General features: G+C 73.4%; 25 protein-coding genes and 1 pseudogene. 10 read left to right on the top strand and 16 right to left on the bottom strand.

Going from position 1 to position 26,871, the window contains the following annotated elements; translation table 11 throughout:
* Positions 1 to 53: 53 nt before the first annotated feature.
* A complete protein-coding gene (gene mctP, locus F8568_RS43490; protein ID WP_151600010.1) occupies positions 54 to 1,664 on the bottom strand; it encodes a monocarboxylate uptake permease MctP in 1,611 nt (536 codons plus the stop codon).
* Between the two features lie 3 nt (positions 1,665 to 1,667).
* The gene (locus F8568_RS43485; protein ID WP_151600009.1) at positions 1,668 to 1,892 is read right to left on the bottom strand and encodes a DUF3311 domain-containing protein; all 225 of its coding nucleotides are present in this window, start codon (positions 1,890 to 1,892) and stop codon (positions 1,668 to 1,670) included.
* Positions 1,893 to 2,270: 378 nt separating this feature from the next.
* On the opposite strand from F8568_RS43485, the gene F8568_RS43480 reads away from it, so the two are divergent.
* Both F8568_RS43480 and F8568_RS47385 read left to right on the top strand, forming a co-directional pair.
* Complete coding sequence (locus F8568_RS43480; RefSeq protein ID WP_151600008.1) at positions 2,271 to 4,451, top strand: anthranilate synthase component I; 2,181 nt, start codon at positions 2,271 to 2,273, stop codon at positions 4,449 to 4,451.
* Between the two features lie 326 nt (positions 4,452 to 4,777).
* Positions 4,778 to 4,924 (top strand): GPGG-motif small membrane protein, encoded by a 147-nt coding sequence (locus tag F8568_RS47385; RefSeq protein ID WP_190854010.1) that lies wholly within the window; start codon positions 4,778 to 4,780, stop codon positions 4,922 to 4,924.
* 47 nt (positions 4,925 to 4,971) lie between these two features.
* On the opposite strand, the gene F8568_RS43470 is transcribed toward F8568_RS47385, so the two are convergent.
* Positions 4,972 to 6,969 (bottom strand): MFS transporter, encoded by a 1,998-nt coding sequence (locus F8568_RS43470; protein WP_202126053.1) that lies wholly within the window; start codon positions 6,967 to 6,969, stop codon positions 4,972 to 4,974.
* A 146-nt stretch (positions 6,970 to 7,115) separates the two neighbouring features.
* The gene (locus tag F8568_RS43465; protein WP_151600007.1) at positions 7,116 to 8,081 is read right to left on the bottom strand and encodes a helix-turn-helix transcriptional regulator; all 966 of its coding nucleotides are present in this window, start codon (positions 8,079 to 8,081) and stop codon (positions 7,116 to 7,118) included.
* Between the two features lie 110 nt (positions 8,082 to 8,191).
* On the opposite strand from F8568_RS43465, the gene add reads away from it, so the two are divergent.
* Complete coding sequence (gene add, locus F8568_RS43460) at positions 8,192 to 9,223, top strand: adenosine deaminase (protein ID WP_328601303.1); 1,032 nt, start codon at positions 8,192 to 8,194, stop codon at positions 9,221 to 9,223.
* On the opposite strand, the gene F8568_RS43455 is transcribed toward add, so the two are convergent.
* Positions 9,220 to 10,467, bottom strand: a complete 1,248-nt coding sequence (locus tag F8568_RS43455; RefSeq protein WP_151600006.1) for a DUF1266 domain-containing protein — start codon at positions 10,465 to 10,467, stop codon at positions 9,220 to 9,222. The two genes, add and F8568_RS43455, sit on opposite strands and share 4 nt — an antisense overlap.
* 39 nt (positions 10,468 to 10,506) lie before the next feature.
* The gene (locus tag F8568_RS43450; protein ID WP_151600005.1) at positions 10,507 to 12,582 is read right to left on the bottom strand and encodes a molybdopterin-containing oxidoreductase family protein; all 2,076 of its coding nucleotides are present in this window, start codon (positions 12,580 to 12,582) and stop codon (positions 10,507 to 10,509) included.
* A gap of 149 nt (positions 12,583 to 12,731) precedes the next feature.
* Here F8568_RS43450 and thyX point away from each other — a divergent pair, with 149 nt between their 5' ends.
* The 3 genes and pseudogenes from thyX to F8568_RS43435 all read left to right on the top strand — a co-directional run bounded on the left by thyX (position 12,732) and on the right by F8568_RS43435 (position 14,598).
* Positions 12,732 to 13,463 carry an FAD-dependent thymidylate synthase gene (gene thyX / locus F8568_RS43445; protein WP_151600004.1) on the top strand — a complete coding sequence of 244 codons (732 nt, stop codon included), beginning with the start codon at positions 12,732 to 12,734 and terminating at the stop codon, positions 13,461 to 13,463.
* Positions 13,464 to 13,533: 70 nt separating this feature from the next.
* A pseudogene (locus F8568_RS43440) lies at positions 13,534 to 13,809 on the top strand (FAD-dependent thymidylate synthase); the annotation flags it as partial.
* A gap of 66 nt (positions 13,810 to 13,875) precedes the next feature.
* Positions 13,876 to 14,598 (top strand): dienelactone hydrolase family protein, encoded by a 723-nt coding sequence (locus F8568_RS43435; protein WP_151600003.1) that lies wholly within the window; start codon positions 13,876 to 13,878, stop codon positions 14,596 to 14,598.
* A 24-nt stretch (positions 14,599 to 14,622) separates the two neighbouring features.
* Here F8568_RS43435 and F8568_RS43430 read toward each other — a convergent pair whose 3' ends face one another.
* From F8568_RS43430 to F8568_RS43420, 3 genes are all read right to left on the bottom strand, one after another.
* Positions 14,623 to 15,027, bottom strand: coding sequence for a PaaI family thioesterase (locus tag F8568_RS43430; RefSeq protein WP_151600002.1), 405 nt, complete (start codon positions 15,025 to 15,027; stop codon positions 14,623 to 14,625).
* A 100-nt stretch (positions 15,028 to 15,127) separates the two neighbouring features.
* Positions 15,128 to 15,640: a DUF892 family protein gene (locus tag F8568_RS43425; RefSeq protein ID WP_151600001.1), complete on the bottom strand. Its 513-nt coding sequence runs from the start codon at positions 15,638 to 15,640 to the stop codon at positions 15,128 to 15,130.
* A gap of 340 nt (positions 15,641 to 15,980) precedes the next feature.
* The gene (locus F8568_RS43420) at positions 15,981 to 16,598 is read right to left on the bottom strand and encodes a TetR/AcrR family transcriptional regulator (protein ID WP_160573983.1); all 618 of its coding nucleotides are present in this window, start codon (positions 16,596 to 16,598) and stop codon (positions 15,981 to 15,983) included.
* 267 nt (positions 16,599 to 16,865) lie between these two features.
* Here F8568_RS43420 and F8568_RS43415 point away from each other — a divergent pair, with 267 nt between their 5' ends.
* A complete protein-coding gene (locus tag F8568_RS43415) occupies positions 16,866 to 17,663 on the top strand; it encodes a VOC family protein (protein WP_151599999.1) in 798 nt (265 codons plus the stop codon).
* Between the two features lie 8 nt (positions 17,664 to 17,671).
* Here F8568_RS43415 and F8568_RS43410 read toward each other — a convergent pair whose 3' ends face one another.
* The 6 genes from F8568_RS43410 to F8568_RS43385 form a co-directional block, all read right to left on the bottom strand.
* Complete coding sequence (locus F8568_RS43410) at positions 17,672 to 18,940, bottom strand: metal-dependent hydrolase family protein (RefSeq protein WP_151599998.1); 1,269 nt, start codon at positions 18,938 to 18,940, stop codon at positions 17,672 to 17,674.
* 67 nt (positions 18,941 to 19,007) lie between these two features.
* Positions 19,008 to 19,337: a hypothetical protein gene (locus tag F8568_RS43405; protein ID WP_151599997.1), complete on the bottom strand. Its 330-nt coding sequence runs from the start codon at positions 19,335 to 19,337 to the stop codon at positions 19,008 to 19,010.
* A 17-nt stretch (positions 19,338 to 19,354) separates the two neighbouring features.
* On the bottom strand, positions 19,355 to 20,641 hold the full coding sequence (locus F8568_RS43400) for an aromatic ring-hydroxylating oxygenase subunit alpha (protein ID WP_151599996.1): 1,287 nt from the start codon (positions 20,639 to 20,641) through the stop codon (positions 19,355 to 19,357).
* A 211-nt stretch (positions 20,642 to 20,852) separates the two neighbouring features.
* On the bottom strand, positions 20,853 to 21,818 hold the full coding sequence (locus tag F8568_RS43395) for an LLM class flavin-dependent oxidoreductase (protein WP_151599995.1): 966 nt from the start codon (positions 21,816 to 21,818) through the stop codon (positions 20,853 to 20,855).
* Entirely contained in the window at positions 21,815 to 22,129 is a 315-nt protein-coding gene (locus F8568_RS43390) for a DUF1330 domain-containing protein (RefSeq protein WP_151599994.1), read from the bottom strand. Before F8568_RS43390 ends, F8568_RS43395 begins: the two co-directional genes overlap by 4 nt.
* Before the next feature lie 34 nt (positions 22,130 to 22,163).
* Positions 22,164 to 23,102 carry a cyclase family protein gene (locus F8568_RS43385; protein WP_151599993.1) on the bottom strand — a complete coding sequence of 313 codons (939 nt, stop codon included), beginning with the start codon at positions 23,100 to 23,102 and terminating at the stop codon, positions 22,164 to 22,166.
* Positions 23,103 to 23,336: 234 nt separating this feature from the next.
* Here F8568_RS43385 and F8568_RS50060 point away from each other — a divergent pair, with 234 nt between their 5' ends.
* Genes F8568_RS50060 through F8568_RS43370 form a run of 3 tightly spaced genes read left to right on the top strand, consistent with a single transcriptional unit; the run spans position 23,337 to position 25,896 of the window.
* The gene (locus tag F8568_RS50060; RefSeq protein ID WP_202126052.1) at positions 23,337 to 23,780 is read left to right on the top strand and encodes a nuclear transport factor 2 family protein; all 444 of its coding nucleotides are present in this window, start codon (positions 23,337 to 23,339) and stop codon (positions 23,778 to 23,780) included.
* An 11-nt stretch (positions 23,781 to 23,791) separates the two neighbouring features.
* Entirely contained in the window at positions 23,792 to 24,922 is a 1,131-nt protein-coding gene (locus F8568_RS43375; RefSeq protein WP_151599991.1) for an acyl-CoA dehydrogenase family protein, read from the top strand.
* Positions 24,919 to 25,896 carry an acyl-CoA dehydrogenase family protein gene (locus tag F8568_RS43370; RefSeq protein ID WP_202126051.1) on the top strand — a complete coding sequence of 326 codons (978 nt, stop codon included), beginning with the start codon at positions 24,919 to 24,921 and terminating at the stop codon, positions 25,894 to 25,896. Before F8568_RS43375 ends, F8568_RS43370 begins: the two co-directional genes overlap by 4 nt.
* A 72-nt stretch (positions 25,897 to 25,968) precedes the next feature.
* Here F8568_RS43370 and F8568_RS43365 read toward each other — a convergent pair whose 3' ends face one another.
* The gene (locus F8568_RS43365) at positions 25,969 to 26,751 is read right to left on the bottom strand and encodes an enoyl-CoA hydratase/isomerase family protein (RefSeq protein WP_202126050.1); all 783 of its coding nucleotides are present in this window, start codon (positions 26,749 to 26,751) and stop codon (positions 25,969 to 25,971) included.
* Positions 26,752 to 26,871 lie beyond the last annotated feature (120 nt).

The following is a 26,871-nucleotide window of genomic DNA, read 5'->3' as shown; positions in this document are numbered from 1 at the left end:
CGCGGCGCGCGTGGGACGCGCCGCGGGCCGGGACGGGACCTGATCCGGCCGGATCAGGTGCTGCCGCTGACCTCCAGGTCCTTGACCTTCGGGTCGCCCTCGTCGGCCAGGTAGTCGGCCTCGCGGGTGGCGTCCTCGCCGTCCTGCAGCTTGGCCGCGCGGCAGACCAGGGTCGCCACCACGGCGACGACCAGGTTCACGGCCAGCGCGAGCATGCCGACGTAGATCGTCTTGTCGGTGTCCAGGCCGAGGTCGCTCAGGCTGTACGCCGAGCCGCCGAAGTGCGCCTTGTGCTTGGCCGGGTTCGGGATGTCGTACAGCATCCACAGCCCCGCGATCATGCCCGCGGCCCAGCCGGCGATCAGCGCGCCGCGGTGGAACCAGCGGGTGACCAGGCCGAGCGCCACCGACGGCAGCGTCTGCAGGATGATGACGCCGCCGATCAGCTGCAGGTCGATCGAGAACTGCGGGTCCAGCACCAGGATGCACAGCACCGCGCCGATCTTGACCACCAGCGAGACCAGCTTGCTGACCAGCGCCTCCTGCTTCTCGGACGCGTCCTTGTGCAGGTACTCCTTGTAGATGTTGCGGGTGAACAGGTTCGCCGCCGCGATCGACATGATCGCCGCCGGGACGAGCGCGCCGATGCCGACGGCGGCGTAGGCGACGCCCGCGAACCAGTTCGGGAACATGTGGTCGAACAGCAGCGGGACGACCGTGTTGGTGTCCGGGCTGCCGTCGGTCACGACCGGCTTGACGCCGGCCGCGATCGCCATGAAGCCGAGCAGCGCGATCAGCCCGAGCACGAAGCTGTAGGCCGGCAGCGCCGCCATGTTCCGCTTGATCACGTTGCGGTTCCTGCTCGCCAGCACGCCGGTGACGCTGTGCGGGTAGAGGAACAGCGCCAGCGCCGAGCCGAACGCCAGCATCGCGTAGTTCAGCTGGTTGGCGCCGTTCAGCAGGACGCCGTCCGCCGGCGCCGGGGTCTTGGCGAACTTGGCCTCCGCCGCGTCGAACACGTCCCCCCAGCCGCCCAGCTTGTGCGGGATGTACAGCACCGCGACGATGATCACCAGGTAGATCAGCAGGTCCTTGACGAAGGCGATCAGCGCCGGGGCGCGCAGCCCGGACTGGTAGGTGTAGGCCGCCAGCACGATGAACGCGATGATCAGCGGCCAGTGCCCGTTGACGCCCATCGTCTTCAGCACGGCCTGGATGCCGACCAGCTGCAGCGCGATGTAGGGCATCGTGGCGACGATGCCGGTGATCGCGATGACCAGCGCCAGCGTCGGCGAGCCGAACCGGGCCCGGACGAAGTCCGCGGGCGTGACGAACCCGTGCACGTGCGACACCGACCACAGCCGGATCAGCACGAGGAACACCAGCGGGTAGACGACGATCGTGTAGGGGACGGCGTAGAAGCCCGCCGCGCCCGCCCCGAACACCAGGGCCGGGACGGCGACGAACGTGTAGGCGGTGTAGAGGTCGCCGCCGATCAGGAACCAGGTGATCCAGCTGCCGAAGCTGCGGCCGCCGAGGCCCCATTCGTCCAGCGAGTGCATGCTGTCCGGCCGCCGCCACCGCGCGGCGACGAAGCCCAGCCCGCTGACCAGCAGGAACAGCACCACGAAGACGACCATCTCGGTCGTGTGCCCGTGCGCCATGGGTCAGTCCCTCTTCCGCGTCATGAGGTACACGATGACGGTGCAGGCGACGCCGAGCGGGATGAAGGCGAGCTGCATCCAGTAGAAGGCCGGGAACCCGGCGAGCCGCGGACCGTCGCTGTTGAACAGGAAGGTCAGCAGCGGGATGACGATGGGGACGATCAGCAGCCAGTTCCACGGGCTGCGGTCGGAGCGCCGCGCCGGCTCCGGTGGGTCTTGTGAGGCCAAGGGGATCCTCCTCGTGCGTGCGGCACGGGGTCCGCCCGGATCGCGAGACGGACCCTGCCAGGGGTGGAGCCGGGAAAGGCTATCCACCGGCGGTAACGGCCCGATCTCGGCTCCGGCACGAGTTGGCTGGATCGTTCCAGCAGGTGGACGCGCTGTTCGGCCCCGCCGCACGGGCCGGCTCCCGGGGGCGGCCCGGCGGGGTCGCCGCCCGCGGGCCGGCACTGGTAGCCTCCCCGTATGCGAACCGCGACCCGCCGGTGGTGGTGGCGCCGCTGAGGCGGCGCCGGTTCGTGCATGTCCTAGACCAGGCGACCGCCCTCACCGGCGGTCGTTTCTCGTCGTCCGCCGGTGCAGGGCCCGAAACGAGGGGCCACCGCGGTGGAGACCGTCTCACAGCAGGCCGACGTCCATCAGGCAGGGACCGGCGGGTTCGTCACCGCCGGAGGCGTGCGGGTGACCCGTACCGCCGTCCCGGTCGACTCCGAGCGCAAGTCCGACGTGCTGAACGCCCTCGTCGCGGCCGTGGGGGAGCGGCGCGGGGGCGTGCTCAGCTCCGGCATGGAGTATCCCGGCCGCTACAGCCGCTGGCACATGGCCTACGTCGACCCGTGCCTGGAGATCGTCGCGCGCGGCCGGACCGTGGCCGTCCGCGCGCTGAACGGCCGGGGCCGCGTCGTCCTGCCGGCGGTGGCGGGGGCGCTGCGCCCGGTCGGCGAGGTCCGCGCGGACGGGCCGGGGGAGTTCGCGGTCTTCGTCCCGCCCACGGAGGAGTTCTTCGCCGAGGAGGACCGCAGCCGCCAGCCGACCGTCTTCACGGCGCTGCGCGCGGTGATCGACCTGTTCCGCTGCGACGACCCGCACCTCGGCCTGTACGGGGCGTTCGGCTACGACCTGTCGCTGCAGTTCGAGCCGCTGCGGACGCGCCTGGAGCGGCCGGCCGACCAGCGCGACCTCGTGCTCCACCTGGCCGATGAGATGGTCGTCGTCGACCGCAAGCGCGAGACCTCGCACCGCATGTCGTACGAGTTCGAGGTGGACGGCGCGAGCACGGCGGGGATGCCGCGCGCCACCGAGCCGACGCCCGCCCCCGCGCACCGCGAGCTGCCGCCGCAGCCGGTGCCGGGCGTGTACGCGCGGATGGTGCGGGAAGCCAAGGAGAAGTTCGTGCGGGGCGACCTGTTCGAGGTGACGCCCGGCCACGCCATGTACGGGCGCTGCGACGCGCCCGCGGTGTTCTTCGAGCGGCTCCGCGAGACCAACCCGGCGCCGTACGAGTTCATGTTCAACCTCGGCGACGGGGAGTACCTGGTCGGCGCGTCGCCGGAGATGTTCGTCCGCGTCACCGGCGACCGGGTGGAGACCTGCCCGATCGCGGGCACGATCAAGCGCGGCGGGGACGCGCTGGAGGACGCCGTCCAGATCCGCACGATCCTGTCGTCGGCCAAGGACGAGTCCGAGCTGACGATGTGCACCGACGTCGACCGCAACGACAAGTCCCGGGTGTGCGTGCCGGGCAGCGTGCGGGTGCTCGGCCGCCGGCAGATCGAGTTGTACTCGCGGCTGATCCACACCGTCGACCACATCGAGGGCCGGCTGCGTCCCGGCTTCGACGCGCTCGACGCCTTCCTCACCCACATGTGGGCGGTGACGGTGACCGGGGCGCCGAAGGCGTGGGCGATGCAGTTCATCGAGGACCACGAGGACTCGCCGCGCCGCTGGTACGGCGGAGCGGTCGGCTGCGTCGGGTTCGACGGGTCGATGAACACCGGGCTGACGCTGCGCACCGCGCAGATCCGCGACGGGATCGCGACGGTGCGGGCGGGCGCGACGCTGCTGTACGACTCCGACCCCGACGAGGAGGAGCGCGAGACGCACCTGAAGGCCAGCGCGCTGCTCGGGGCGCTGGAGGCCTCGCGGCGCCAGGCCGCCGGGGTGCCGGACCCGGAGCCCGAGCAGGCGGCGGACCTGCCCGGCGAGGGACTGAAGGTGCTGCTCGTCGACCACGAGGACTCGTTCGTCAACACGCTCGCCGACTACTTCCGGCAGCAGGGCGCCGAGGTCGTCACGCTGCGGCACGGGTTCCCCATGCGGATGCTGGACGAGCACGCCCCGGATCTCGTGGTGCTGTCGCCCGGCCCGGGCCGTCCGGAGGACTTCGCGACCCGCGCGCTGCTGGACGCCCTGGACGAGCGGGACCTGCCGGTGTTCGGGGTGTGCCTCGGCCTGCAGGCGATGGTCGAGCACGCGGGCGGGGAGCTGGCCCAACTGCCGGAGCCGTCGCACGGCAAGCCGGGTCGGGTGGAGGTGGTCGGGGGCGCGCTGTTCGACGGGCTCGCCGGCGCGTTCACCGCGGCCCGCTACCACTCGCTGCACGCCACCCCGGAACGGGTGAAGGGCTTCGAGGTGACGGCGCTGACCGGGGACGTCGTGATGGCGATCGAGGACGCGGAGCGGCGGCGGTGGGCGGTGCAGTTCCATCCGGAGTCGATCCTGACCGCGGCGGGCGGCGCCGGGCACCGGATCGTGGCGAACGTGCTGCGGCTCTGCCGGGCCCGGTGACGGGTGCCCGGCCGCCGCGCCCGTCCCGTTGCCGTCGGGAGCCGCGGCACTCGGTCGGGGCCGGATGTCAACCCGCCGGACGCAGGAGCCGGGTCTCGTCCTGAAGCATCATCGCGGACGTCCGGAAATGGTCCCGTGGTTCCTGGACCGGTCCCGGCGGGCGCGGAAGACTCGGTGACCGGCCACGGCGCCGCGCCGCGCGGCGCGCGTGATCGCCGTTATCCCGGCGGAGGGGGGAGCGATCCCCCCTCCGCACGAAAGCCCCGTTCCGGTTGACCGAATCGAGCCCATGGTTTTGCCGTCCCCTTTCCGGGGACCCCCTCGCCATGATGACAATCCTGTGGCTCATCGCCGTGATCCTGGTGATCTCCGGCATCTACGTGATCCTCGCCCGGCGCGAGCTGATCTGGGGCATCGTCCTCATCGTCGTCGGGCTGCTCGTCGGCCCCGGCGGCGTGAGCATCTTCACCTGAGCCCGGACCGGGACGGGGGCGATGTCGCGCCCGCCGGCGGGCCGCGGTCAGACCGAGCCGTCCAGACGGTCGGTGAGCCGGACGAGCGCGGGCAGCGCGGCGCCGATGGCGTCGCGGTCCGCCTCGTCCAGTCCTTCCAGCGCGGTGTTCAGCCGCCGCTCGTGGGCCCGCGCCCACGCGGCGAGCTGGTCGCGGCCGGCGTCGGTGAGGGTGACCGCGGACGCCCGCCGGTCGGCGGGGTCGACGGCCCGCGCCACCAGCCCCGCACCGATCATCTGGCCGACCAGCCCGCTGACGGTGCTGGTGGCGAGGCGCTGCCGGGCGGCGAGGTCGCCGATCCGGGCGGGCGACCGCTCGGCGAGCACCTGCAGCAGCTCGATCTGCGCCATCGGCAGCGTCTCCCACGGGTACTCGGTGCGGATCGAGGCGCGCAGCGCCCGGCGCAGCCGCGTCACGGTCTCGGTGAGCAGGCGCGCGTCCGTCGCGCGCGCGGGCGTGCCGGTGTCGGGGCGCGGCTGCTGGGACATGCGGGCAACTTTAGCCCGGCTCGCCGCCCAGGCCGGGCCCCCTCCCGCGGCGGTGCGGCCGCTCCGCCGTGCGGGGCCGCCGGTCGCCGCCCAGGCGGCGGCGACGGTGGCCGCGGACGCGGCGAGCAGCACGGCGATCGCCCAGCGCGTCCCGTCGAAGCGCCCGCCGTCCGGCCCGAGGTGCAGCGCCAGCGTGACGAGCGCGACGCCGAGCGCGGTCCCGAGGCCGCGCGCCATGTTGACCAGCCCGCCGCCGGTGCCCGACCACCGCGCCGGCACGGCCTTCATGATGAGCGCGTTGTTGGCCGGGGTGAACACGCCGAGCCCGAGCCCGAGGACTACCGCCTGGGCGGCCAGCCAGGCGGGGGACAGGGGAAGGAACAGCAGCACCGCCAGCGACGCCGCCGCCGTCCCGGCGCCGAGCACGCCGCGGGCCCGGTCGCCCATCCGGCGCAGCAGCGGTTCGCCGCCGACCGCGCCGGCGCCGAACCCGGCGGGCAGCGCCGTCAGCACCAGCCCCGCCAGCAGCTCCGACGAGCCGCGGCCCGTCAGTACGACCGGCACCAGCACCAGCGGGCCGAACAGCACCAGGTACGCGCCGAGCGCCCCGGCGAGCCCGGCCGACACCGCGCGCACCCGCAGCAGGCCGAGGTCCAGCAGCGGGGAGGGCGCCCGGCGCTGCCTGGCGGTGAACGCCCAGCCGCTCGCGGCGGCCACGGCGAACAGCGCCGCGACGCCCCACGCCGGCACCGGCAGCCCGGACGCCGCCGAGACACCGAGCAGCCCCGCCGTCGTCGCGGCGGCCAGCAGCACCGCGCCGGGCCGGTCGAGCTCGCGGGCGTCGTTGCGCGGGCGGGTCCTCGGCAGCAGGTAATGCCCCGCCACCAGGGCGGCGATCCCGATCGGCACGTTGACCCCGAACACCCAGCGCCAGCCCAGCGCGGACACCAGCGCCCCGCCCACCGTCGGCCCGAGCGCCAGCCCGAGCGCCTGCGCGGCGGCCTGCACGCCGAGCGCCCCGCGCGCCCGCCCGTCCGGCGCGCTCGTCACCACCAGCGCCACGCTGTTGGCCTGCATCATCGCGGCGCCGGCGGCCTGCGCGACCCGGAAGGCGATCAGCGTCCAGAGCGACGGCGCGAGCCCGCACGCCGCCGACGCGACCACGAAGACCCCGAAGCCGCGCAGGTAGAGCAGCTTGCGGCCGCGCGCGTCGGCGAACCGGCCGACGGGGATCAGCAGGGCCACCAGGGTGAGCAGGTAGGCCAGCGACACCCACTCCACGGCGGCCAGGGAGGCCCCGAACTCCGCGCCCAGGCCGCCGTAGGCGAGCGTGACGACGCTCGCGTCGAGCTGCCCCATGAACGCGCCGAAGCAGACCGTGGCGACCGCGAGCCACCAGGCCCGGGGGTGCGCGCGGACCCGGGCCGGCCGCGGCCGCTCCCTCACCAGCACGGCGGGCAGCCGCCGCAGGACCGGCCGCTGCGCCGGCCCGCCGCTCACGTCCGGTTCGCCGCTCACGTCACCTCCGCAGCGGCCGTTCCGGGCGCCGCGCCACGTCTCATCGTCACCGCACCCACGATACATCGGTTACCGAAATATTCGGTTACCGACCGATGTGTCCCGGGTCACGGCGGCGCCCGCACGCCGGGACGCGCGGCCGCTGGTCAGACGGCGTAGAGAGCGGCCAGACGGGCGGCGGAGGCGGCCATCCGGGCGCGCAGCTCCGGCGGTCCGAGCACCTCGACGTCCGCTCCGAGCCGCATCAGCTGGGACACCGCCACGTCGAGGGACTCGACCGGCAGCACCGTCGCGCGCCAGCCCCGGTCGTCGGGGTCGCCGGCGCCGGCGGCGGCCCGCTCCGCGGCGACCGGCTCGACCGCGAACCGCAGCAGCCGCATCCCGGCCGGGCTGAGGCGCACGGCGACCTCCTCGCGCAGCATCGACCGGACGAACGCCGCCGCCTGCTCCGCCCAGTGCCCGGCGAGGTCGAACGCCTCGTCCCGCTCGAACACCGCGCCGGTCTCCTCGACCGCGGCGACCCGGTCGACGCGGTACGTGCGGGGCTGCCCGCCGACCCGCCCGACGAGGTACCACGTGCCGTTCTTCAGCACGAGCCCGTACGGGTCGACGGTCCGGGTCACCTCGCGGTCCCTGCGGTAGCGCAGCACGACGGTCTCGTCCCGCCACACCGCGCGCGCGAGGGCGGGCAGCAGCGGCGGCGTCCCGGCGTCGCCGAACCAGCCCGGGGCGTCCAGGTGGAAGCGCTGGCCGGCCCGGGCCGGCGCGTCCCGCAGCGAGGCGGGCAGTGCCGCCAGCACCTTCAGCTCGGCCGCCGCGACCGCGTCGCCGAGCCCCATCTCCCCGGCCGGGCCGGGCAGCCCGGACAGGAACAGCGCCTCGGCCTCCTCCCGGCTCAGCCCGGTGAGCCGCGTCCGGTACCCGCCGACGAGCCGGTACCCGCCGCCCCGGCCCTGGTCGGCGTACACCGGGACCCCGGCCGCCGACAGCGCCTCCACGTCCCGGTAGACGGTCCGCTCCGAGACCTCCAGTTCCCGGGCCAGCTCGCCCGCCGTCATCGTCCCCCGCGACTGCAGGAGCAGGACGAGCGAGATCAACCGGGCGGCGCGCATGCCCCCATTCTCGCCCGGACGGGCACCCCGGCGACCATTCCTGACAATCTCGTGTCAGGTTGCCCGGATTTCGCTGTTCCGGCCGACCGGACGGCTGTTAGCTTCGCGGCGTGCTGACCGACACCTCCTCCATCGAGGCGTTCATCGACGCCCTCCCGAAGGTCGAGCTCCACGTCCACCTCGTGGGCTCCGCCTCCGTCCCCACCGTCCTGGAACTGGCCCGCCGCCACCCGGGCGGCCCCGTCCCCGCGGACGAGCGCGAACTGCGCGCCTTCTACGAGTTCCGCGACTTCCCGCACTTCGCCGAGGTCTACGAGTCGGTGTCGAGCCTCGTCCGGACGCCCGAGGACGTCGGGACCCTCGTCCTCGGCACGGCCCGCGACCTCGCCGCGCAGAACGTCCGGTACGTCGAGCTGACCGTCACCCCCTACACCCACCAGCGCGCCGGCATGCCGATGCCCGCGATCACCGAGGCGCTCGACCACGCCGTCCGGGAGGCCCGCGCCCGGCACGGGATCCGCGTCGCCTACATCTTCGACATCCCCGGCGAGTTCGGCGCCGAGGGCGCCCGCGGCACCCTCGACCACGCGCTCGCCCACCCGCCCGAGGCGCTCGTCGGGTTCGGCCTCGGCGGCATCGAGCAGTGCCGGCCGCCGCACCGGGACGCGTTCCGCGACGCCTTCCGCGCCGCGCGCGCCGCGGGCCTGCGCAGCGTCCCGCACGCCGGCGAGATGACCGGGCCCGAGACGATCTGGGAGGCCCTCGACGGCCTCGGCGCCGAGCGCATCGGCCACGGCACCAGCTGCCTGGACGACCCGCGGCTGGTCGCGCACCTGCGCGAGACGCGGATCCCGCTGGAGGTCTGCCCGACGTCCAACCTGCGGACCGGGCAGGTCGCCTCGCTCGCCGGGCACCCGCTGCCGCGGATGCTGGCGGAGGGCCTGGTCGTCACGCTGAACAGCGACGACCCGCCCATGTTCGACACCTCGCTGACCGGCGAGTACCGCGTCGCCGCCGAGGTGTTCGGGCTCGGCCGCGCCGAGCTGGCCGCGCTCGCCCGCAACGCCGCCACCGCCTCGTTCCTCGACGAGGCCGGGCGCCGCGCCGTCACGGCGGAGATCGACGCGCTGGCGGGCGGCTAACCCCAGGCCATGCGGCGCCAGGGGCTCGCCGGGTCGTCGGCGAGGATGCGGTGGCCGGCCAGGGACCGCTCGTACCACTCGCCGAACTCGCCCTCGTCGAAGCGGAGCATCCGGCCGAGGACGTACCCCGCCGAGAACGACGTCCACGACCCGTACACCTGATTGGCGCGGTGCCCGGCGACGAGCACGCACTTCTCGGCCTCCTCGGCGTCGCAGTAGCCCGCGTTCAGGCCCCAGCGCGCCATGTTCACCGCGCGGCCGAAGTCGTAGGCGTACACGCTCTCGACCCGGCCGTCCGGCGCCAGCAGGCCGTCCGCGCGGAACCGCGCCTCGTACCGCCGGATCGACTCCGACAGCGCGACGACGCGCTGGATCGTCTCGTCGGAGATGTCGCGCTCGCGGCACCAGGCGACGATCGCCGCGCGCCAGCCGTGCGGGTCCGTGCCGCGTCCGCGCTGGTCGAGCACCATCTGGATCGCCGGGTCGCAGTTCTCCGCGTCCAGCAGCCGGTCGATGCTCTCGCGCCAGCCCGCCGCGTCGGTGATGCCCCAGTCGCGTTCCAGCAGGACCCGGTCGTCGCGGGCGCCGTCCGGGGTGGACAGGGTGTTCCACGGCACGCCGTTCCCGACCGCCAGGTGCGCGCCGACCGCGAGCGCGGCGGCGAGCCGTCCCCACGCGGCGCCGCCCGGATCGGTGACCAGCACGTCGTGGTCGCGGTCGGGACGGCGCTCGGCGTCGGCGAGCAGCGCGGCCACCCGCCGGTGCCCGTCGCCGCCCGGCGGCATCCGCGCCAGCAGGTCCCGCAGCGGGCCGACCGCGGCCCGCGCGCCGGCGTCCCGCACGATCAGCCGCGCCGCGTGGACGCCCGCGACGTCGGCGCGCCCGTGGTCCTGGACGGACCGGAAGGCCGCCATCGCGCCCCACGCCCGGCGCGCCGCGTCGCCCGTCCGCCCGGCCGCGGCCAGGACGTGCGCGGCCTGCCCGTCCAGCGTCGCGCGGACCTGCGGGCCGGCGGGCAGCGCGGCGGCCGCGCGCTCCGCGCCGTCGAGGACGCGGGGCGCCTCGTCCACCCGGCCCCCCGCGGCCCGCGCACGCGCCAGCCGGGCCCGGACGGCGACGGCCGACGCCCGGTCCCCGCGCGCCTCGGCGTCCTGCGCCGCGGACGCGTACGCGCCCGCGGCCTCCTCCGCGCGGCCCTGCCGCTCGTACTTGCGGGCCCGGTCGAGCATGGTCTGAAACGTCATCGATCCCTCCGTACGGCGCACACCGTATCGGGACGCGGGTCAGCCGGCCGCGGTGATCTCGACCCGGGTGTCGTGGAACACCGGGCCGCCGCCGAGGTCGGCGGCGCGCTCGTCCACCACCGCGTTGGCGTTCGAGCCGCCGGCGAACTTCGGCCAGTGCCCCTTCGCCGTCGCCGCGACACCGGGCCTGACCTGGTCGGACACCCGCAGGACGGCGTCGAACGAGCCGCGCTCGTTGCCGACCCGCACCCGCTGGCCGTCCACCAGGCCGCGGGACGCCGCGTCGTCCGGGTGCACCCGCACGGCCGGGTCCCCCGCGCGGCGGCGCAGCTCCGGGTTGTTGGCGAACTGCGTGTTGAGGAACTCGTGCGACGCCGCGGAGACCAGCGCGAGGGGGTAGCGCCGAGCCCGCTCCGGATCCGCGACCTCGGCCGGCGGGACGTACCCGGCGAGCGGGTCCGCCCCGGCACCGGCCGCCCGCGCCGACCGGAACTCCAGCCGCCCGGACGGGGTCGGGAACCCGCCGGCGTACGGGACGAACGGGTCCGGCACGGCCAGCCGGACGAACCCCTCCTCGCGCAGCCGGTCCAGCGTGACGCCCGCCATCCACGGGTGGTCCGAGGCCAGCAACTGCTCGGCGAGCCGCTCGTCGGAGTCGTACACGGCGGGCTCCTCGACGCCCATCCGGCGCGCGAGCCGCCGGAACGTCTCCGACGTCGGCAGGCACTCCCCGGGCGGCGCGACCGCCGGCTCGTTCCAGGCCAGGTGCAGGTGGCCGTACCCCTCGTGCAGGTCGGCGTGCTCGTGCTGGGCCGTCGCCGGAAGCACGATGTCGGCGTAGTCGACGGTGTCGGTGGGGAACTGCTCCAGCACCACCGTGAACAGGTCCTCGCGCGCGAGGCCACGCCGCACCTTGTTCTGGTGCGGCGTGCTGCCGGCCGGGTTCGCCGCGATGACGAACAGCGCCTTGACCGGCGGGTCCTGGACGTCCAGCAGCCCTTCGCCGAGCCGGCTCATCGACAGCGTCCGCACCGGGCCGGGGCGCAGGTCGTCCCGGTACAGCGCCGCCTTGTTCAGCTTGATGTGCCCCGACGTCGAGAACGCGAGGCCGCCGCCGTGCAGCCGCCAGTCCCCGGTGACGGCGGGGATGCCCGCCAGCACCCGGAGCGTCGCCCCGCCGCCCGAATGCCGCTGAAGGCCCTGCGTCGCCCGGATCGCGGTCGGGCGGGTCCGCGCGATCCGCTCGCCCAGCGCGACGATGTCCGCGGCGGGCACGCCGGTGATCGCCGCGGCCCGCTCCGGCGGGAACTCCGCGATCCGCTCCCGGAACTCCTCCCAGCCCTGGGTGTGGTCGCGCAGGAACTCCTCGTCCTGCGCGCCGAGCCCGACGACCACGTTCAGCAGCCCGAGCGCGAGCGCCGCGTCCGTGCCGGGCAGCGGCGCCAGATGCTCGTCGGCCTGCTGCGCCGTCCGCGTCCGGACCGGGTCGATCGCGACCAGGTGCGCCCCGGCCCTGCGCGCGTCCTGGACGAACTTCCACACGTGGTGGCCGCTGGTCAGCGGGTTCGTCCCCCACAGCAGGACCAGCCTCGCGTGCGCAAGGTCCTGCGGGTCCATGCCGCCCGCGGAACCGATCGCCGCCTTCATGCCGGCGGCCCCGGCCGCCGAGCAGATGTCGACGGCGTGCGCGGACGCGCCCAGCACGTTGAAGAACCGGCGCCCGCCGAAGCCCTCGCAGCCCTGCAGGTAGCCGAGCGTGCCCGTCCCCCAGTAGGGCCAGACGGCCTCGCCGCCGTGCTCGCCGATCACGCCGCGCAGCCGTTCGGCGATCTCGTCGAGGGCCTCGTCCCAGGTGATCCGCTCGAACCGGCCCTCGCCCTTCGCGCCGGCGCGCCGTATCGGGTGCAGGATCCGGTCGGGCTGCTCCGCGCGCTCGAGCCACCGGTTCACCTTGGTGCACAGCGCCCCGCGCGTGTACGGATGGTCCGGGTTGCCGCGTAGCCGCACGGCCTTGCCGTCCCGGACGGTCACCACCCACGAGCACCCGTCGGGGCAGTCCAGCGGGCACGCCCCCAGCACCTTCAGCCCGGACGGCGCCGCGCCCCCCTCGACCATCCTCGAACCCTCCACAACAGGTGAAACGTCTTCGACCCACGACATAACCACATGAGCGTCGGTTCGGGACACCCGTTACACCCGGCGGAGCGATGTCGGTCCCCGGCATTAGGGTTGCCGGGGCGGTACGGCGACACGAGGGGAAGATCATGCCGGGCGAAGAAGTGATGGACATCGAGTTCCGCAGCGATGTGGAGGTGGAGCTGATCAAGTCCGCGGCGTCGGACGCCGACGTGCTCTGGGCCGCGCGGGTCTCGACCAAGGGCGAGAGCTCTCTGGCCGAGATCGAGGCCGACCCGCAACGCTCCAAGGGTTTGATCAACTTCCTGATGCGAGACCGGCACGGCACCCCGTTCGAGCACTCCTCGATGACTTTCTACGTCAAGGCGCCGATCTTCGTGTTCCGCGAGTTCATGCGGCACCGCACCTTCTCCTACAACGAGGAGAGCGGCCGCTACCGCCGACTGGAACCCGTCTTCTACGTGCCGGGGCCGGACCGGAAGCTCGTGCAGGAGGGGAGGCCTGGCAAGTACGTCTTCGCGGACGGCACCGCTGAGCAGCACAAACTGGTCGGCGAGACCACCAGGGACAGTTACCGGCAGGCATACCTCGCCTACCTGGAGATGCTCGATGCGGGTATCGCCCGCGAGGTCGCTCGCAGTGTTCTCCCGGTCGGTCTGTACTCCTCGATGTACGCGACCTGTAATGCGCGGGCGTTGATGAACTTCCTGTCCCTGCGCACGAAGAGGGAGGATGCGGCGTTCCCATCGTTCCCCCAGCGCGAGATCGAGATGGTCGCCGAGCAGATGGAAGAGCACTGGAGGCAGCTCATGCCGCTGACCCATGCGGCGTTCGAGGCCAATGGCCGCGTCTGCCCATGACGACGTGATGTCGGTGGCTCGAGGTGTCAGTGAGCGTCATGGCACCACGAGCCGGGCGGGCGGGGCGATGCTGGACGAGGAGGGCGTCCCGTTCCAGGAGAAGAAGCACAAGACCTCCTTCATGCGCCGCTTCGCCCCCGAGGGCGTCGGGACGGGCCTGGTCTGGACGGCCAACGTCCGCAGCCTGCGGCACACCCTGGAGAACCGGACCGTGCCCGGCGCCGAGGAGGAGATCCGCCTGCTCTTCGGCCGGATCGGCGAGATCATGCGCGCGGAGGCGCCGGACCTGTTCGGCGACTACGAGGTCGAGGACGGGGCCTGGGTCCCGAAGTGGCGCAAGGTCTGACCCCCGGCCCCCGCCGAGCCGCCGGCCCTGTACGTACGGCGTACGTCTGCGGCAGGATGGGGCGGCATGGCCGACATCACCATTCCCGCCGGCGACCGCGCGCTGCCCGGGTACCTCGCCGTCCCTGAAGGCGAGGGCCCGTGGCCCGCCGTGGTCATCGTGTTCGAGGCGTTCGGCGCCACCGCCGACATGCGCGCGCAGGCCGATCGGTTCGCCTCCCGCGGCTACCTGGCCGTCCTGCCGGACTTCTACGACGGTGCGCCGTGGGTGCGGTGCGTCCGCAAGGCGCTGGGGGAGATGCGCGCCGGCCGCGGCCCCACCTACGACGCGGTCGAGGCGACCCGCAAGTGGCTCGCCGCGCGCGACGACTGCACCGGCGGTGTGGGCGTCTGCGGCTTCTGCATGGGCGGCGGGTTCGCGCTGGTCGCCGCGGCTAAGTACGGCTTCCAGGCGGCGGCGGTCAACTACGGCATGCTGCCGGGAAGGCCGGAGGAGGCGCTGCGGGAGGCGTGCCCGATCGTCGCCAGCTACGGCGGCGCCGACCCGACCCTTCGCCGCGCCGCGGTGAGGCTCGACCGGGCCCTGACCGCCGGAGGCGTTCCGCACGACGTGAAGGAGTACCCGGGCGCGGGTCACAGCTTCCTCACCGAGACCGAGGCACCGGGCCTGCTCGGCCCGGTGACGAAGATCGCCTTCGGCCTGGGCAAGGGGCGCGAGAACGCCCCCGCCGCCTGGGAGCGGATCTTCGCGTTCTTCGACGAGCACGTCGCTGAAAAATCTACAATGTAAAGGCGTCGCCTTCGCCGCGCCAGATCACGGACGCAGGACGGCCTGGGTCTGCGTCACCTGGGCCACGCGGCGGCCGGTGCCGTCGTAGAGGTCGGTCTGCACGACGATGGACGTCCGGCCGGTGTGCAGCGGATGCGAGACGCCCCGGACGCTGCCCTCCTTCACGCCTCTGAAGAAGTTCGTCTTGGACTCCAGGGTCGTCGTGGACGCGCCCGGCGGGAGGTTGAGGAAGGCGCAGGCCGCGCCGAGGGTGTCGGCGAGCGCCATCAGCGCCCCGCCGTGCATCAGCCCGCCGGTCGTGCAGCGGTCCGGTGCCCAGTCGAGGTGGCCGGTGACCTCCTCGGGGGCGGCGGCGTCGATCTCCACGCCGAGCGCGCGGGCGAACGGCATGGCGTCGTCGATCTGGTCAGGGGTGAGCGCGGTGGTCATGGACCCCTCCTCGGGCGGATGCCGGAACCTACCCGGCAACCTTGACGATCACCCCTGCACGCCGTCCATTACCTCGCAGGTAACGAGGAGACGCCGGCGTTCACTTCGCCGCCCGCCGGTGGCCGCCGAAGGCGTGCGCGCGGAGGGCGACCTCCAGGGCGAGATCCCATGTGCCCGACAGCTGCTCGGCTATCTCGTGGCCGTCGCTGCACATCCCGGCCGCGACGCGTGCTGTCTCCGGATCGCCGTTCCGCTCGGCGAGGCGCCACAGCAGTTCACCGGTGGCGGTCTGGAGGTGCACGGCGGCGTAGGCGTCCCGGAGGTACTTTGCGGCTCCCGCCCGGTGCCCCGGGCCGAACGCGGCTTCGGCGACCGACGCGAACAGCATTCCGGCGTCCTTCACCAGGGACGGGGACGCGCCGTGCGCGCGAAGTCTGTCCTCGATCGCCCTGGTGTGCGCGTGTGCCCGCTCGGCGAAGTGGCCGAGCGGGCGGCACAGTCCCGGCTCGTCCGCCGCCGAGGTCAGGGCCTCGCTCAGCACCGCCTGCACGTGCTGCTCCATCGCGTGCGCGTCCCTGAGCGCGGTGACGAGTTGCCGGTCGAGCGCGGTCATCGGCGGCTCCTCCCCGCTCGGCGTTCATCCGGTGGCGCCACGGCACGGCGTTCGCGCTGGTAGTGGCGGAATGCCCGTCGTGACTCCGCCCAAACTCGGGCCGATTCCGCGGGGCGCGGCGCGCCGCGGGCACGGCCGGACGTGGCGCCGGGCGGCGACCGCGGAGACGGCGGTGGCGACGGCGAACGAGGTTGTGCGCCAGCATCCGCAGATCGATGAACGGCGCGCCGGCGCGCAGTTCCCAGGCGGTGAGCAGCCCCAGCGGCACCAGGGACGCCGAGCAGCCCGCGGGTGAAGGCGGTGGTGTTCCTGGTAGTGAGACGGCCACCCATGCGGCGGTTCAGTGGGAGTTCCGCCCGGAAACGAGATCCTGCGGGATCAGCAGCCGGTCCATCATCACGTGCAGGTGCTCGCGGAAGGACGCGACGACTTCGGGGTCGTCGGGGCTCCGCATCCCCTTGGACCGCTGGAGCACCCCCGACCCCAGGTAGCCGTGGACGCACCAGACCATGGTGCCGAGCAGGTAGTAGGCGTTGACGTCCGCCGGCACGACGTCGCGGATCTTGCGGGCCGCCATGTTCAGCAGGGGCCGCGCGTACCGGTCCTCGAGCTCGGAGATGTCGGCGGCGTCCGCCACCCAGCGGTGCGCCCACAGCGCGCGGACCTGGGGATGCGACACGTGGAAGTCCAGGTAGGCGTCGACGATCTCGTGCAGGGCCCGCTGCCCGGGCTCCGCGCGGGACACGACGGCCTCGAGCATGCGGTGCTCGCTCTCGAACGCCCGCCGCGTCACCTCCAGGTAGACGGCGCGCTTGTCGCCCGCGACCTCGGTGATCTTCGAAGGGCTGGTGCCGAGGGCGTCCGCGATCAGGTGCAGGGACACCCCGTCGTACCCCAGTTCGCCGAACAGCCGGGTCGCGACGTCGATGATCTGCTGGTGTGTGACGGCACTGGCCATATCGTCACGGTACGTAGGCCCGGCAAAAGCAGAGCGTCGCCGGTGGTAAGGGTGGTGCCAAGTCGGCCCCGCGGCGGGCGGCGGCGCAAGGCCCTGGGTCCGGATCGTGCGGAATCCCGAAGGACCGGGGTGGCGGGTCGCCGGCGGAACGCGCCGGGGCCGGGAACGGCACATTCTTTGTGGATCCGAATCCGAGGCTGTCCGATCGCATGACGCCGGTGCGCCTAGCGTGGCTGGCATGTGCGTTTTGACCTGGTGGGGACGGTCATGAACCATGACGTCCACGGCTCGCTGTCGTGGGTCGATCTGTGGAGCCCGGACGTGCGGGTTTCGAAGGCGTTCTATGGCGGGCTGTTCGGCTGGGGCTCCTACACGCTGACGTTCGACCTGTTCGGCGACGTCGAGATCTTCACGGACCCCGCGTCGGACCAGGGTGTCGCTGGGGTCGAGGCCCTGGTCGACGACACGCTGTCGCCTCTCTGGTCCTGCACTTTCAGGGTCGACGACGTCGACGCGTGCGTCCGGACGGTCGAGACCGCGGGCGGCCGGCTCCGGTTGGAGCCCACATCGGTCGCCCACCTGGCGCGGATTGCGCAGTTCGTCGATTCGCAGGGTGCGGAGTTCGTCGTTTGGCAGCCGGTCGTCGAGGGCGGGCGACCGCCGATCGGCGAGCGAACGGCCGCCCGTTTCGTCGAGCTGGCCTGCCGCGACGTCGCCGAGGCCGAACGCTTCTACCGGGAGGTGTTCGGCTGGTCGGCGGTCGAGGCGGGCGCCGGGCGCTGCGCCGTCCGCTGGACGGTCGGCGGTGAGCTGGTCGCCATCGGGATCGCCGACGTGCCCGCCGGGGATGAGGGCGGCGGTCCGGCCGTTCCTCCTTCGCGGTGGTCGCCGTACTTCGAGGTGGCCGACTGCGAGGCCGCCACCGCCCGGGCGGTGGAACTCGGTGCCGGAATTCGGTCGGGTCCCGCCGACACCGATCTGGGCCGGTTCTCCATGCTCACCGACCCCACGGGCGTGCGCTTCGCCGTCATCGCCGCGGGCGGTGCGGAATCGCATCGCCCGTGACGGCGGTGTCAGGTGTTCCCCGTGGTCTCGCCGTCGTTGCGGAAGACCTGGCCGCCCTTCATGACGAACCGGACGTCCTCGATCACGCCGATGTCGGCGAGGGGATCGCCGGGCACGGCGATCACGTCGGCCAGGAGGCCTTCCTGGAGGCGGCCGCGGTCGGTGACGTCGATGAGGTCGGCGGCGACCGTGGTGGCTGCGCGGATCGCCTGCAGGGGCGTCATGCCGCGCTCGACCAGCGCGAGCAGTTCCTTGGCGTTCTTCCCGTGCGGGATGGCGGGGGCGTCGGTGCCGCAGGCGATGGTGACGCCCTTGGCGATGGCCCTGCTGATCGTCGTCCTCCAGCGGGGGAAGACCTCGGCGGCCTTGGCCCGCAGCTCGGGGGCCGCTCGCGAGACGTCCATGCCGTCGGCGAGGTAGGTGGTCGCCACCAGGAACGTGCCGCGCTCGATCATCAGGTCGAGCGTCTCGTCGCTCGCCAGCGACCCGTGCTCGATGCAGTCGATGCCCGCCTCGATCGCATTGCGGACGGCGCCGTCGCCCATGCAGTGCGCGGCGACCTTCAGCCCGGCGCGGTGCGCCTCGTCGGCGATCGCCCGGAGCTCCTCGTCGGAGTACTGCTGCGCGCCCGCGGGACCGGTGTGCGACATGACCCCGTTGGACGCGCAGACCTTGATGACCCGCGCCCCGTGCTTGATCTGGTAGCGGACGGCCCTGCGGACCTCGGCGACGCCGTCGGCGATCCCCTCCTCCACGGTGAGCGGCATGATGTGCGGCGCGAAGGCCTGGAACATCGTCGGATCGAGATGCCCGCCCGTCGGGGTGACGGCGTGCCCGGCGGGCACCACCCGGGGGCCGTCGATCCATCCGAGGTCGACGGCCTTCTTCAGGGCCACGTCGAGCAGGAGCCCGCCGGTCTGCACGAACAGGCCGAGGTTGCGCACCGTGGTGAACCCGGCCCGCAGGGTCCGGCGGGCGTTGGCGACGGCCCGCAGCGTGCGGACCGCCGGGTCGTCCTGGACGGGGTTCAGCGGGCTGCGGTGGTCGGGCCCGCCGAGCAGCAGGTTGACCTCCATGTCCATGAGGCCCGGCAGCAGCGTCACGTCGCCGAGGTCGAGCACGACGGCCTCGCCGGGCACGGACGCCGGCGCGACCTCGGCGATGCGCTCGTCCACGATGAGCAGCGAGCCCGGTGCGACGAGCTCGCCCTTGTCGATGTCGAGCATCCGGGCGGCCCGCAGGTGGATCGGCGGCCGGGGCCTTCTCTCACGCGGCATGAGCGCTCCTTCGGCGTCGTCGGGGGCGGGAGTCGTCGGGTGCGGGTGGCGGGGCCGGGCCGGGCGGTCAGACGGCGGGCTCGACGACGGCGTCGATGCTCGCCGCGCCGCTGTCGGGGACCCTCGGCTGGCTCCACGCCTCGACGGGGAACGCGACCGTCACCAGCGCGCAGAACAGCCAGAGCAAGTGCTTGTCCTGGTCGGAGATGCCGTCGAGTTCGACCTGCTCCAGGTAGGGGGCGGCGCTCTCCAGGCGGGGGAACGCGGCGTCGTAGAAGGCCTGCAGCTCGTCCATGGTGCTGGCGATCCGCTTGGCGTAGCGCTCGCGTTCGGTCGGCAGCGCCCAGCCGGCGAACGGCTCCAGGTCGGCGAAGTCGGGCGGGAAGGTGTCGGCCATAGGGGTGTCTCCTCAGCTCAGGACGGTGTCGCGGCGGTCGCCTCGGAACGCGCGCGCCGGTGGTCGCGCACGTACTGGTTCGCGGTGTTGTGCAGGTGCCGCAGGAGCACTTCCTGGTCGTTGAGCGGGAAGTCGGTCACGGTCCTGGACTCGAGCATCGTCTGGGTGGCCTCGAGGGTGTTGCCGTCCTGGAGGCCGTACTCCTTGAATGAGACGACGGCGAGTTCCTGCTGCAGCCGCTGGAACGCGTTCTTCGGCGGGACGAAATAGGCCGTGCCCTCGAAAATGTGCGTGTTGTAGGACGTCGGCCAGTAGTGGTAGGTGAGGACCCAGTTCGGCCGCCAGATGAGCAGCATGAAATTCGGGAAGAAGACGAACGAGTCCATGCCCCAGTGGGGGTGCCGGGCCGGGTTGACGGCGGGCGGCAATTCTTCCAGGCCGATGTCGGGGGCGTCCCAGGGGCCGAAGAGCCCGCTGCGCAGCGCCCGCTCGATCGGCTTGACCATCTTCTGGTCGTGCGGGGGCGCGATCCCGCCCCAGGACGACACCATTCCGTGGGGGCCGTCGATGTCGTAGGCGATGGCCTCGTAGCCGTACTTCTTGATCTTCTGGGCCTCGTCGGGCATGTACTGGCCCGCGTGCAGGATCGGCGCGTGGTAGAACTCGGCGAACGCGTCGATGAACAGTTTCCAGTTGCTGCCGATCTCGGCCCGGTACTTGTGGACCTGCGTCAGCTTGTCGAACGGGTAGCCTTCGATGCCCTTTCCGTACTTGCCCAGGTATTCGCGCAGCGGCGTCCTGTTCTCGGTGTCGAGGTTCACGAAGATGAACCCCTCCCAGACCTCCGCCTGGACGCCGACCAGCCCGTAGTCCGACTTGTCGAGGTCGAAGAACTCGCCCTCCTGCTGGACGAAGGTCAGCTTGCCTTCCAGGTCGTAGCGCCAGGCGTGGTATTTGCAGGTGAACTGGCGGCAGACGCCGCTGGTCTCCTCGCGCGGGTAGTCGTTCCAGACGAGCTTGTTGCCGCGGTGCCGGCACACGTTGTGGAAGGCGCGGACCTCGCCGTCCATGCCGCGGACGACGACGATCGAGGTGCGGGCGGCGTCCAGCTCCTTGGTGAAGTAGCTGCCCTTCCTCGGCAGCTGCTCGACCCGGCCGACGTTCAGCCACGTGCGCCGGAAGATGGCGTCGCGCTCCAGCTCGTAGTGCTCGGGCGTGATCGAGTCCGCGTAGGAGAGCGGACTTTTGTCGATCTTGTAGTGGTCGGTCCAGCTGCCCTCGGCGGGCTTGGGGAAGTGCGCCATGTGGTCTGCCTCTCCGGTCGTCCGTCGCCGCGATGGTAGCAAACCTCTCAAAAAATGAGAAGGACATTCTCGCTAGTGGCGGAACGTCTGACGCAGCCACTGGGACGGAAGCGCTGCCCGGGGCCCGCACGCCCGGCGGCCGTCGCGCCGCATGCGGGGAGGCGGGGAGGTGAGGAGGTGAGCTGGGCGGGACCAGGCGACCGGACCCGTCTCAGGGCCTCGCCGCGGCGAGCGCCCGCAGCTCCCGGGGGACGTCGGGCCCGGTCGGGGTGTAGATGACCTCGCGGTACCCGGCGTCGGCGAGCCTGCCGAGCCGTCGCGCGACGCGCTCGGGGCCGCCGATGAGCCCCTTGAGGCCGATGTGGTCGAGAAGGGGGCGGTCGCGCTCGGTGAGGTGGGTGACGTGCCCCTCGAACGTGAGGAGGTGGCGCTCGCCTTCCGGTGCCAGCTTCTCCAGAGACTCGCGCCAGGCGAGGCCGCCGGGCAGCGCGTCGACCGCGTCCGCGCCGCTCGCCGCGTAGGCGTTGTGCCAGTCGACGACGCGCCACGGCCCGACCGCCTCGCGGACGCGGGCGGAGTCCGGCTCCTCGCCGGGATCGAGGACGGTCCCGGAGGCGAGGACGGCGCTCGGCAGGGCGGGGTGCGGCGGGCCGATGACCCCGTCGGCGATCTCCTCGGCGAGGGCGGTGCCGCGCGGGCCGAACGCGCTGAGCCAGAGCGGGACGCCGACCGGCCGGGCCGCGGCCAGCCCGTCGGCGTGCAGCATCCGGGCGGCCGCGCCGTCGAGCCGCACGGTCTCGCCCGCCAGCAGGCCGCGGACGGCCCGCACGTAGCGCGCGAGGTCGTCGAGCGGCATGGGGCGGCGGCCCAGCGCGAAGCGGGAGGTGAAGCCGGTGCCGAAGCACGCGCGGAAGCGGCCCCCGCTGATCCGGGCGATGGTGGCGATGCCGGAGGCCATCGCCATGGGGGAGCGCTGGTCCGGGATGAGCACCGCCGTGGCCAGCCCGATGCGGCGGGTGCGCTCGGCGGCGAGCGCGAGGTGGACGAGCGGGTCCTCCCACAGCGGGGCGGAGTCGAAGATCCAGACCCGGGCGTAGCCGAGCTCCTCGGCGAGCGCGGCCAGGCCGGCGAAGTCCGGGCCGGGCGGCAGCCCGCAGGACAGCTCGAGCGCGGTCACCGCTCGTTTCCGCCGGGACGGGCGAACCCCGCGACGATGACGGCGTTGGTGTCGGCGGCCGCCCGCCGCAGCGGCTTGGCGGCGGCGTAGGCGGGCGAGTCGTACCAGGCGCGGGCGGCCTCGGCCGAGGGGAACTCCAGCACCACGGTCCGGTCGCCGTGCCAGGCGCCCTCGAGCGTCTCGGGTCGCGGGTCGGCCGCCAGGACGCGCGCGCCGCCGGCGGCCAGGGACGGCGCCGAGGCCCTGCCGTAGGCCTCCATCCCCGCCTCGTCCTTGATCGCCTCGGTCAGGATGACGTACGCCTTGGGCATGGGTCCTGCCTCTCTCCTGCCTCTCGTTCGGGGTTCACTTGATCGCGACGGGGTTGAGCGGGGACCCGACCCCGCCCGGGATGTTCAGCGGCGACGCGACGAACATGCACTCGTGGACGCCGTCGGTCGCGCAGTCCTCGGCAAGGGCCTCGAGGTCGAAGAGCTCGCCGAGGAGCAGCCCCATGTCGCGGATCGCGAGCATGTGGAACGGGATCATCGGGCCGCCGCCGTTCGCGCCGAGCACCTCGACGGCGAAGTTGTCGGCGCAGACGGCCGCGATCTCGTGGTCGCGGATCCAGCGGGCGCACTCCCAGGTGAGGCCGGGGGAGCCGCCCGTGCCGACGTCGGCGCCGCGCCGCTGCCGGGGATAGGTGCCGGTGCGCAGCAGGAGCACGTCCCCGGGGCGGGGCCGCAGCCCGGCCGCGTCGAACGCGGCGTCGAGGTCGGCGGGCCCGATCTCCGTCCCGGGCTCGAGATGGTCGACGCCGCGCCCGCGCGGGAGGTCGAGCAGGACGCCGCGGGATACGACGCCGGCGGCGAGCTGCTGGATCGAGCAGCGCTCGGCGCCCCACGCGGTGACCGCCGTGTCGTGGTGGTACCCGTTGTAGAGGAGGTCGTCGTACCAGAGGTGGCTGAGGGCGTCGAAGTGCGTCGAGGAGTGCGTTCCGAGGATCACCATGTCCTCGGACGAGCGGAAGTCGGAGTACTCGCCGCTCGGGTCGTCGCCCCGGTAGCGGGTCATCGTGTGGATCGGGTTGAAGCGGCCGATGCCCGGGATGGTGTAGGGCCCGGTGTCGTCTGCGGGCACGGAGAGGCCGAAGGTGACGCCCCGCCGCACGGCCGCGGCGGCCGCGCTCACCCGGTCCGGGGTGATCAGGTTCAGGGTTCCGCGCTGGTCGTCGTCGCCCCAGCGTCCCCAGTTGCTCAGCTCGCGCCCGAGCGCCCGGACGCCTTCCATGTCGATCGGCGGCATCGGTCGGGCCTCCACGGCGTCGGCGAGAAGTCGGCAGTTTTAAATCTGTCGATCTGATACACGATGCTTCCGCCGCCGGTGCGGTGTCAACCGGCGGGCCCGGAGCGGCGCGCCGCTCGGAGCCATAAGACTGGTTTTGACGTCGAAGTCGAGTTACGATCCGGTCTGCGGCTCCCGCGTCCGGAGGACGCGGGCCGGACGCCGCTCACCCGAACCCGCCGAGGAGGTCGAAGCGTGGACGGCTCACGCATCGCCGACATCATCGAGATCGAGCAGATGCTCGCGCGCTACGCGGTCGGCATGACGAAGGACGACGTGGAGGAGGTCGTGTCGGTGTTCGCGCCGGGCGGCACCTACAGCGCCTTCGGGGAGAAGTACGGCGTCGCGGACTTCCCCGAGCTGGTCGCCGCCGCGCCCAAGGGCGTGTTCTCGGTGAGCACCCCGGCCATCACGTTCGACGGCGAGGACGCGGCCAGGGGCGAGCAGCCGCTGTGCTTCGTGGCGCAGACCGACCACTCGATGCGCATCGGCTACTACACCGACACCTACACCCGCACCCCGCACGGGTGGCGGCTGCAGACCAGGGCCATGACGTTCCTGCGGCGCAGCGGCGCGCGCGACTCCGGGCGCCCGCACGATCCGCGGCGTCCGGCGCCCCGGCGCACGTCCGCGAGCTGACCGCGCGATCGATGGACCTCCAGGAGTTCCGCACCGGCCTGGACGCCTGGCTCGACGAGCACGAGCCGGAACTGCGGGCCGACTTCGGGCCGGACGTGACGTTCGACGCCGAGATCCGGCACCTGTCCAAGGTCAAGCGAATGACCTTCGACGCGGGCTGGATGCGCCGGGGCTGGCCCGAGCGGGTCGGCGGGCTCGGCGGGTCCACGCTGATGCGCGCCTACCTCGGCGAGGCGCTGGCGTCCCGGGACATGATCGAGCCGGGCATCTACTCGATGACCGAGGTGCTGGCCCCGACGATGATCGAGTTCGCCCGCCCGGAGCTGGCCGCGCAGATGGTGCCGCGGCTGCTGCGCGGCGACGAGACCTGGTGCCAGGGGTTCTCCGAGCCGAGCACCGGCAGCAACCTCGGCTCGCTGGCGTGCCGCGCCCGCCGCGACGGCGACGTCTGGCGGGTCTCCGGCCAGAAGGTGTGGACGAGCCTCGCCCAGTACGCGCACCGCTGCGTCCTGCTGACCCGGACGGGTCCGCCCGAGTCGGGCAGCCGCGGTATCACGGCGCTGTTCGCGGACATGGACTCGCCCGGCATCACCGTCCGGCCGATCCGCGCGATGCACGGCCGCGACGAGTTCTGCGAGGTGTTCTTCGACGACGTGCGCGTGCCGGCCGACCGGACGCTCGGGGAGGTCGACGGCGGCTGGGCCATCGCGATGGACCTGCTGCCCTACGAACGGAGCACCTCGCTGTGGCATCGCGGCGCCTACCTGCGGCAGCGGCTCGGGCACCTGCTCGCGTCCGCGCCGGACGGCGCGCTCGACCCCGCCGAGCTCGGCGAGGTCGTCCAGATGGCGTTCGCGTTCCACGCGCGCTCGCGCGCCACGCAGCACCGGATGGCGCGCGGGGAGCGGCTGGGGCCGGAGACCTCGATCGACAAGGTGCTGCTCGCGACCACCGAGCAGGCGGTGTTCGACCTGGTCGCGGGCGCGGTGCCGGCGGCCGTCGCGCTCGGCGGCGACGCGGACGGCGACCGCTGGCGCACCGAGTTCCTGTACTCGCGGGCGGCGACGATCTACGGCGGCAGCGCCGAGATCCAGCGCGACATCATCGCGCGCCGCCTGCTCGACCTGGGGGACGGCCGATGATGGACGCCGAGACCGCCGCGCTGCTGGCGCAGAGCCTGGAGCGGGCCTTCCGCGACCCGGACGTGAAGGAGGTCGAGGCGGCGCTGGACGAGGTCGGCTGGCGCGAGGCCCTGGACGCCGAGGGCGCCGCCGTCGTCCCGCTGCTGTTCGCGCGCCAGGGCGCCGCGAACGCGGCCTCCGGCGCGCTGGACGACCTGCTGGTCTCCTCGCTCGGCCTGCCGGCCGGGCCGGGCACCGCGTTCGTCCTGCCAGAGTTCGGGACCTTCGCGCCGCCGGGGTCCGTCCGGAGCGGCGGTCTCGCGGTGCGCGGTCTCGGCGGCGCGCGGACGGCCGCCGCGGACCGCGCCGTGGTCCTCGCCGAGCAGCCGGACGGCGCCCTGAGCGCGGTCGTCGTCGACGCGGAGAAGCTCGATGCGCGGCCGGTCGGCGGCGTCGACCCCCGGCTCGGCCTGGCCGCGATCGAGGTGCGGGACGTCCCGGCGCCCGGCGGCGCCCCGATCACGCGGGCGGCCTGGGACGCCGCGCTGGCGGCCGGCAGGCTGGCGCTGGCGCACGAATTGATCGGCGCGAGCCGGACGATGCTGCGCCTGGCCCGCGAGCACGCGGTGACCCGCGTCCAGTTCGGCAAGCCGATCGGAGCGTTCCAGGCCGTCCGGCACCGGCTGGCCGAGTGCCTGGTCGCGGTCGAGGGCGCCGAGGCCGCGGCCACCGCCGCGATCGGCGCGGACGGCGAGGTCTCGCCGCTGCTCGCGGGCATCGCCAAGGCCGTCGCCGGACGCTGCGCGCGCACGGTCGCCCGCCACTGCCAGCAGGTCCTCGCGGGCGTCGGCTTCACCGAGGAGCACGACTTCCACCGCTACTTCCGGCGCGTCCTGACCCTCGACGGCCTCCTCGGCGACGCGCGGACGCTGACCCGCTCGCTCGGCGAAGACCTGCTCCGCGAGCGCCGCCTCCCGGCCGCCCCTCCCCTCTGAACCGCAACCCGGCTCGTCGACTTGCGGCGAGTCGTCGTTATGCGGCGGGCCATAACGACGACTCGCCGCAAGTCAACGCAGGCGCTTGTCGAGGGTCGCGCGCAGCTCCGGCGACAGGAAGGACCGGTCCTCGGCGGCGAGCGCGAAGTCGAGCGTGGCGAGGACGGCCCGCTCCAGGTGCAGGTTGAGGACGCGCTTGGTGTCCTCCAGCGTCCGGCGGGGGAGCGCCGCCAGCCTGCGCGCGCACGCCATCGCCGCGTCCATCACCTCGCCGTCGGCGCAGACGTGGTTGGCCAGGCCGATCTCGGCGGCGCGGCGGGCGCTGATGCGCTCGCCGGTCAGCGCGTACTCCTTGGCGAGCTGAAGGCTCGTCAGCAGCGGCCAGGTCACCGGGCCGCCGTCGGCGGCCACGAGCCCCACCATGACGTGCGGGTCGGCGAGGTGCGCGCTCTCGGCGATGTACACGATGTCGGACAGCGCGGCCAGGCTGCACCCGAGGCCGACGGCGGGGCCGTTGACGGCCGCGACGATCGGCAGCCTGCACTGCACCATCCCGGTGACGATGCGGCGCGCGGCCAGCAGGGTCTGCCGCCGCAGGGCGTCGTCCCTGGTCAGCTCGTCCAGGTAGGAGAAGTCGCCGCCGGCCGAGAACGCGCGCCCGGCGCCGGTCAGCACGACCGCGCGGGCCTCCTCGTCCGCGTCGAGGCACGGGAACAGGTCGGCGAGGGCCTCGTGGAGGACGTGGTTGGTGGCGTTCAGCGCGTCGGGCCGGTTGAGCGTCACGATCCGGATCGGGCCGTCGGCGGCGACCTGGATCTCCGGGGGCAGGCCGTAGTCGACCGCGGTGCCGCTCACTGGTGCACCATCCTCTTGTCGGTAGCCGTGAGGCTGCTGATGCACCCGAGGTGCCGCCGGGTCACCGCCCCGCTCGCTCGACGCGTGGACGTCCAGCATGAGTTCTGCGGGATCCGGCGG

Origin of the sequence: Actinomadura physcomitrii, assembly GCF_008923205.2 — a bacterium.
Taxonomy (GTDB): domain Bacteria; phylum Actinomycetota; class Actinomycetes; order Streptosporangiales; family Streptosporangiaceae; genus Spirillospora; species Spirillospora physcomitrii.
The sequence above is the reverse complement of the archived record's forward strand: the minus strand, read 5'-3'. Positions and strand labels throughout refer to the sequence as shown.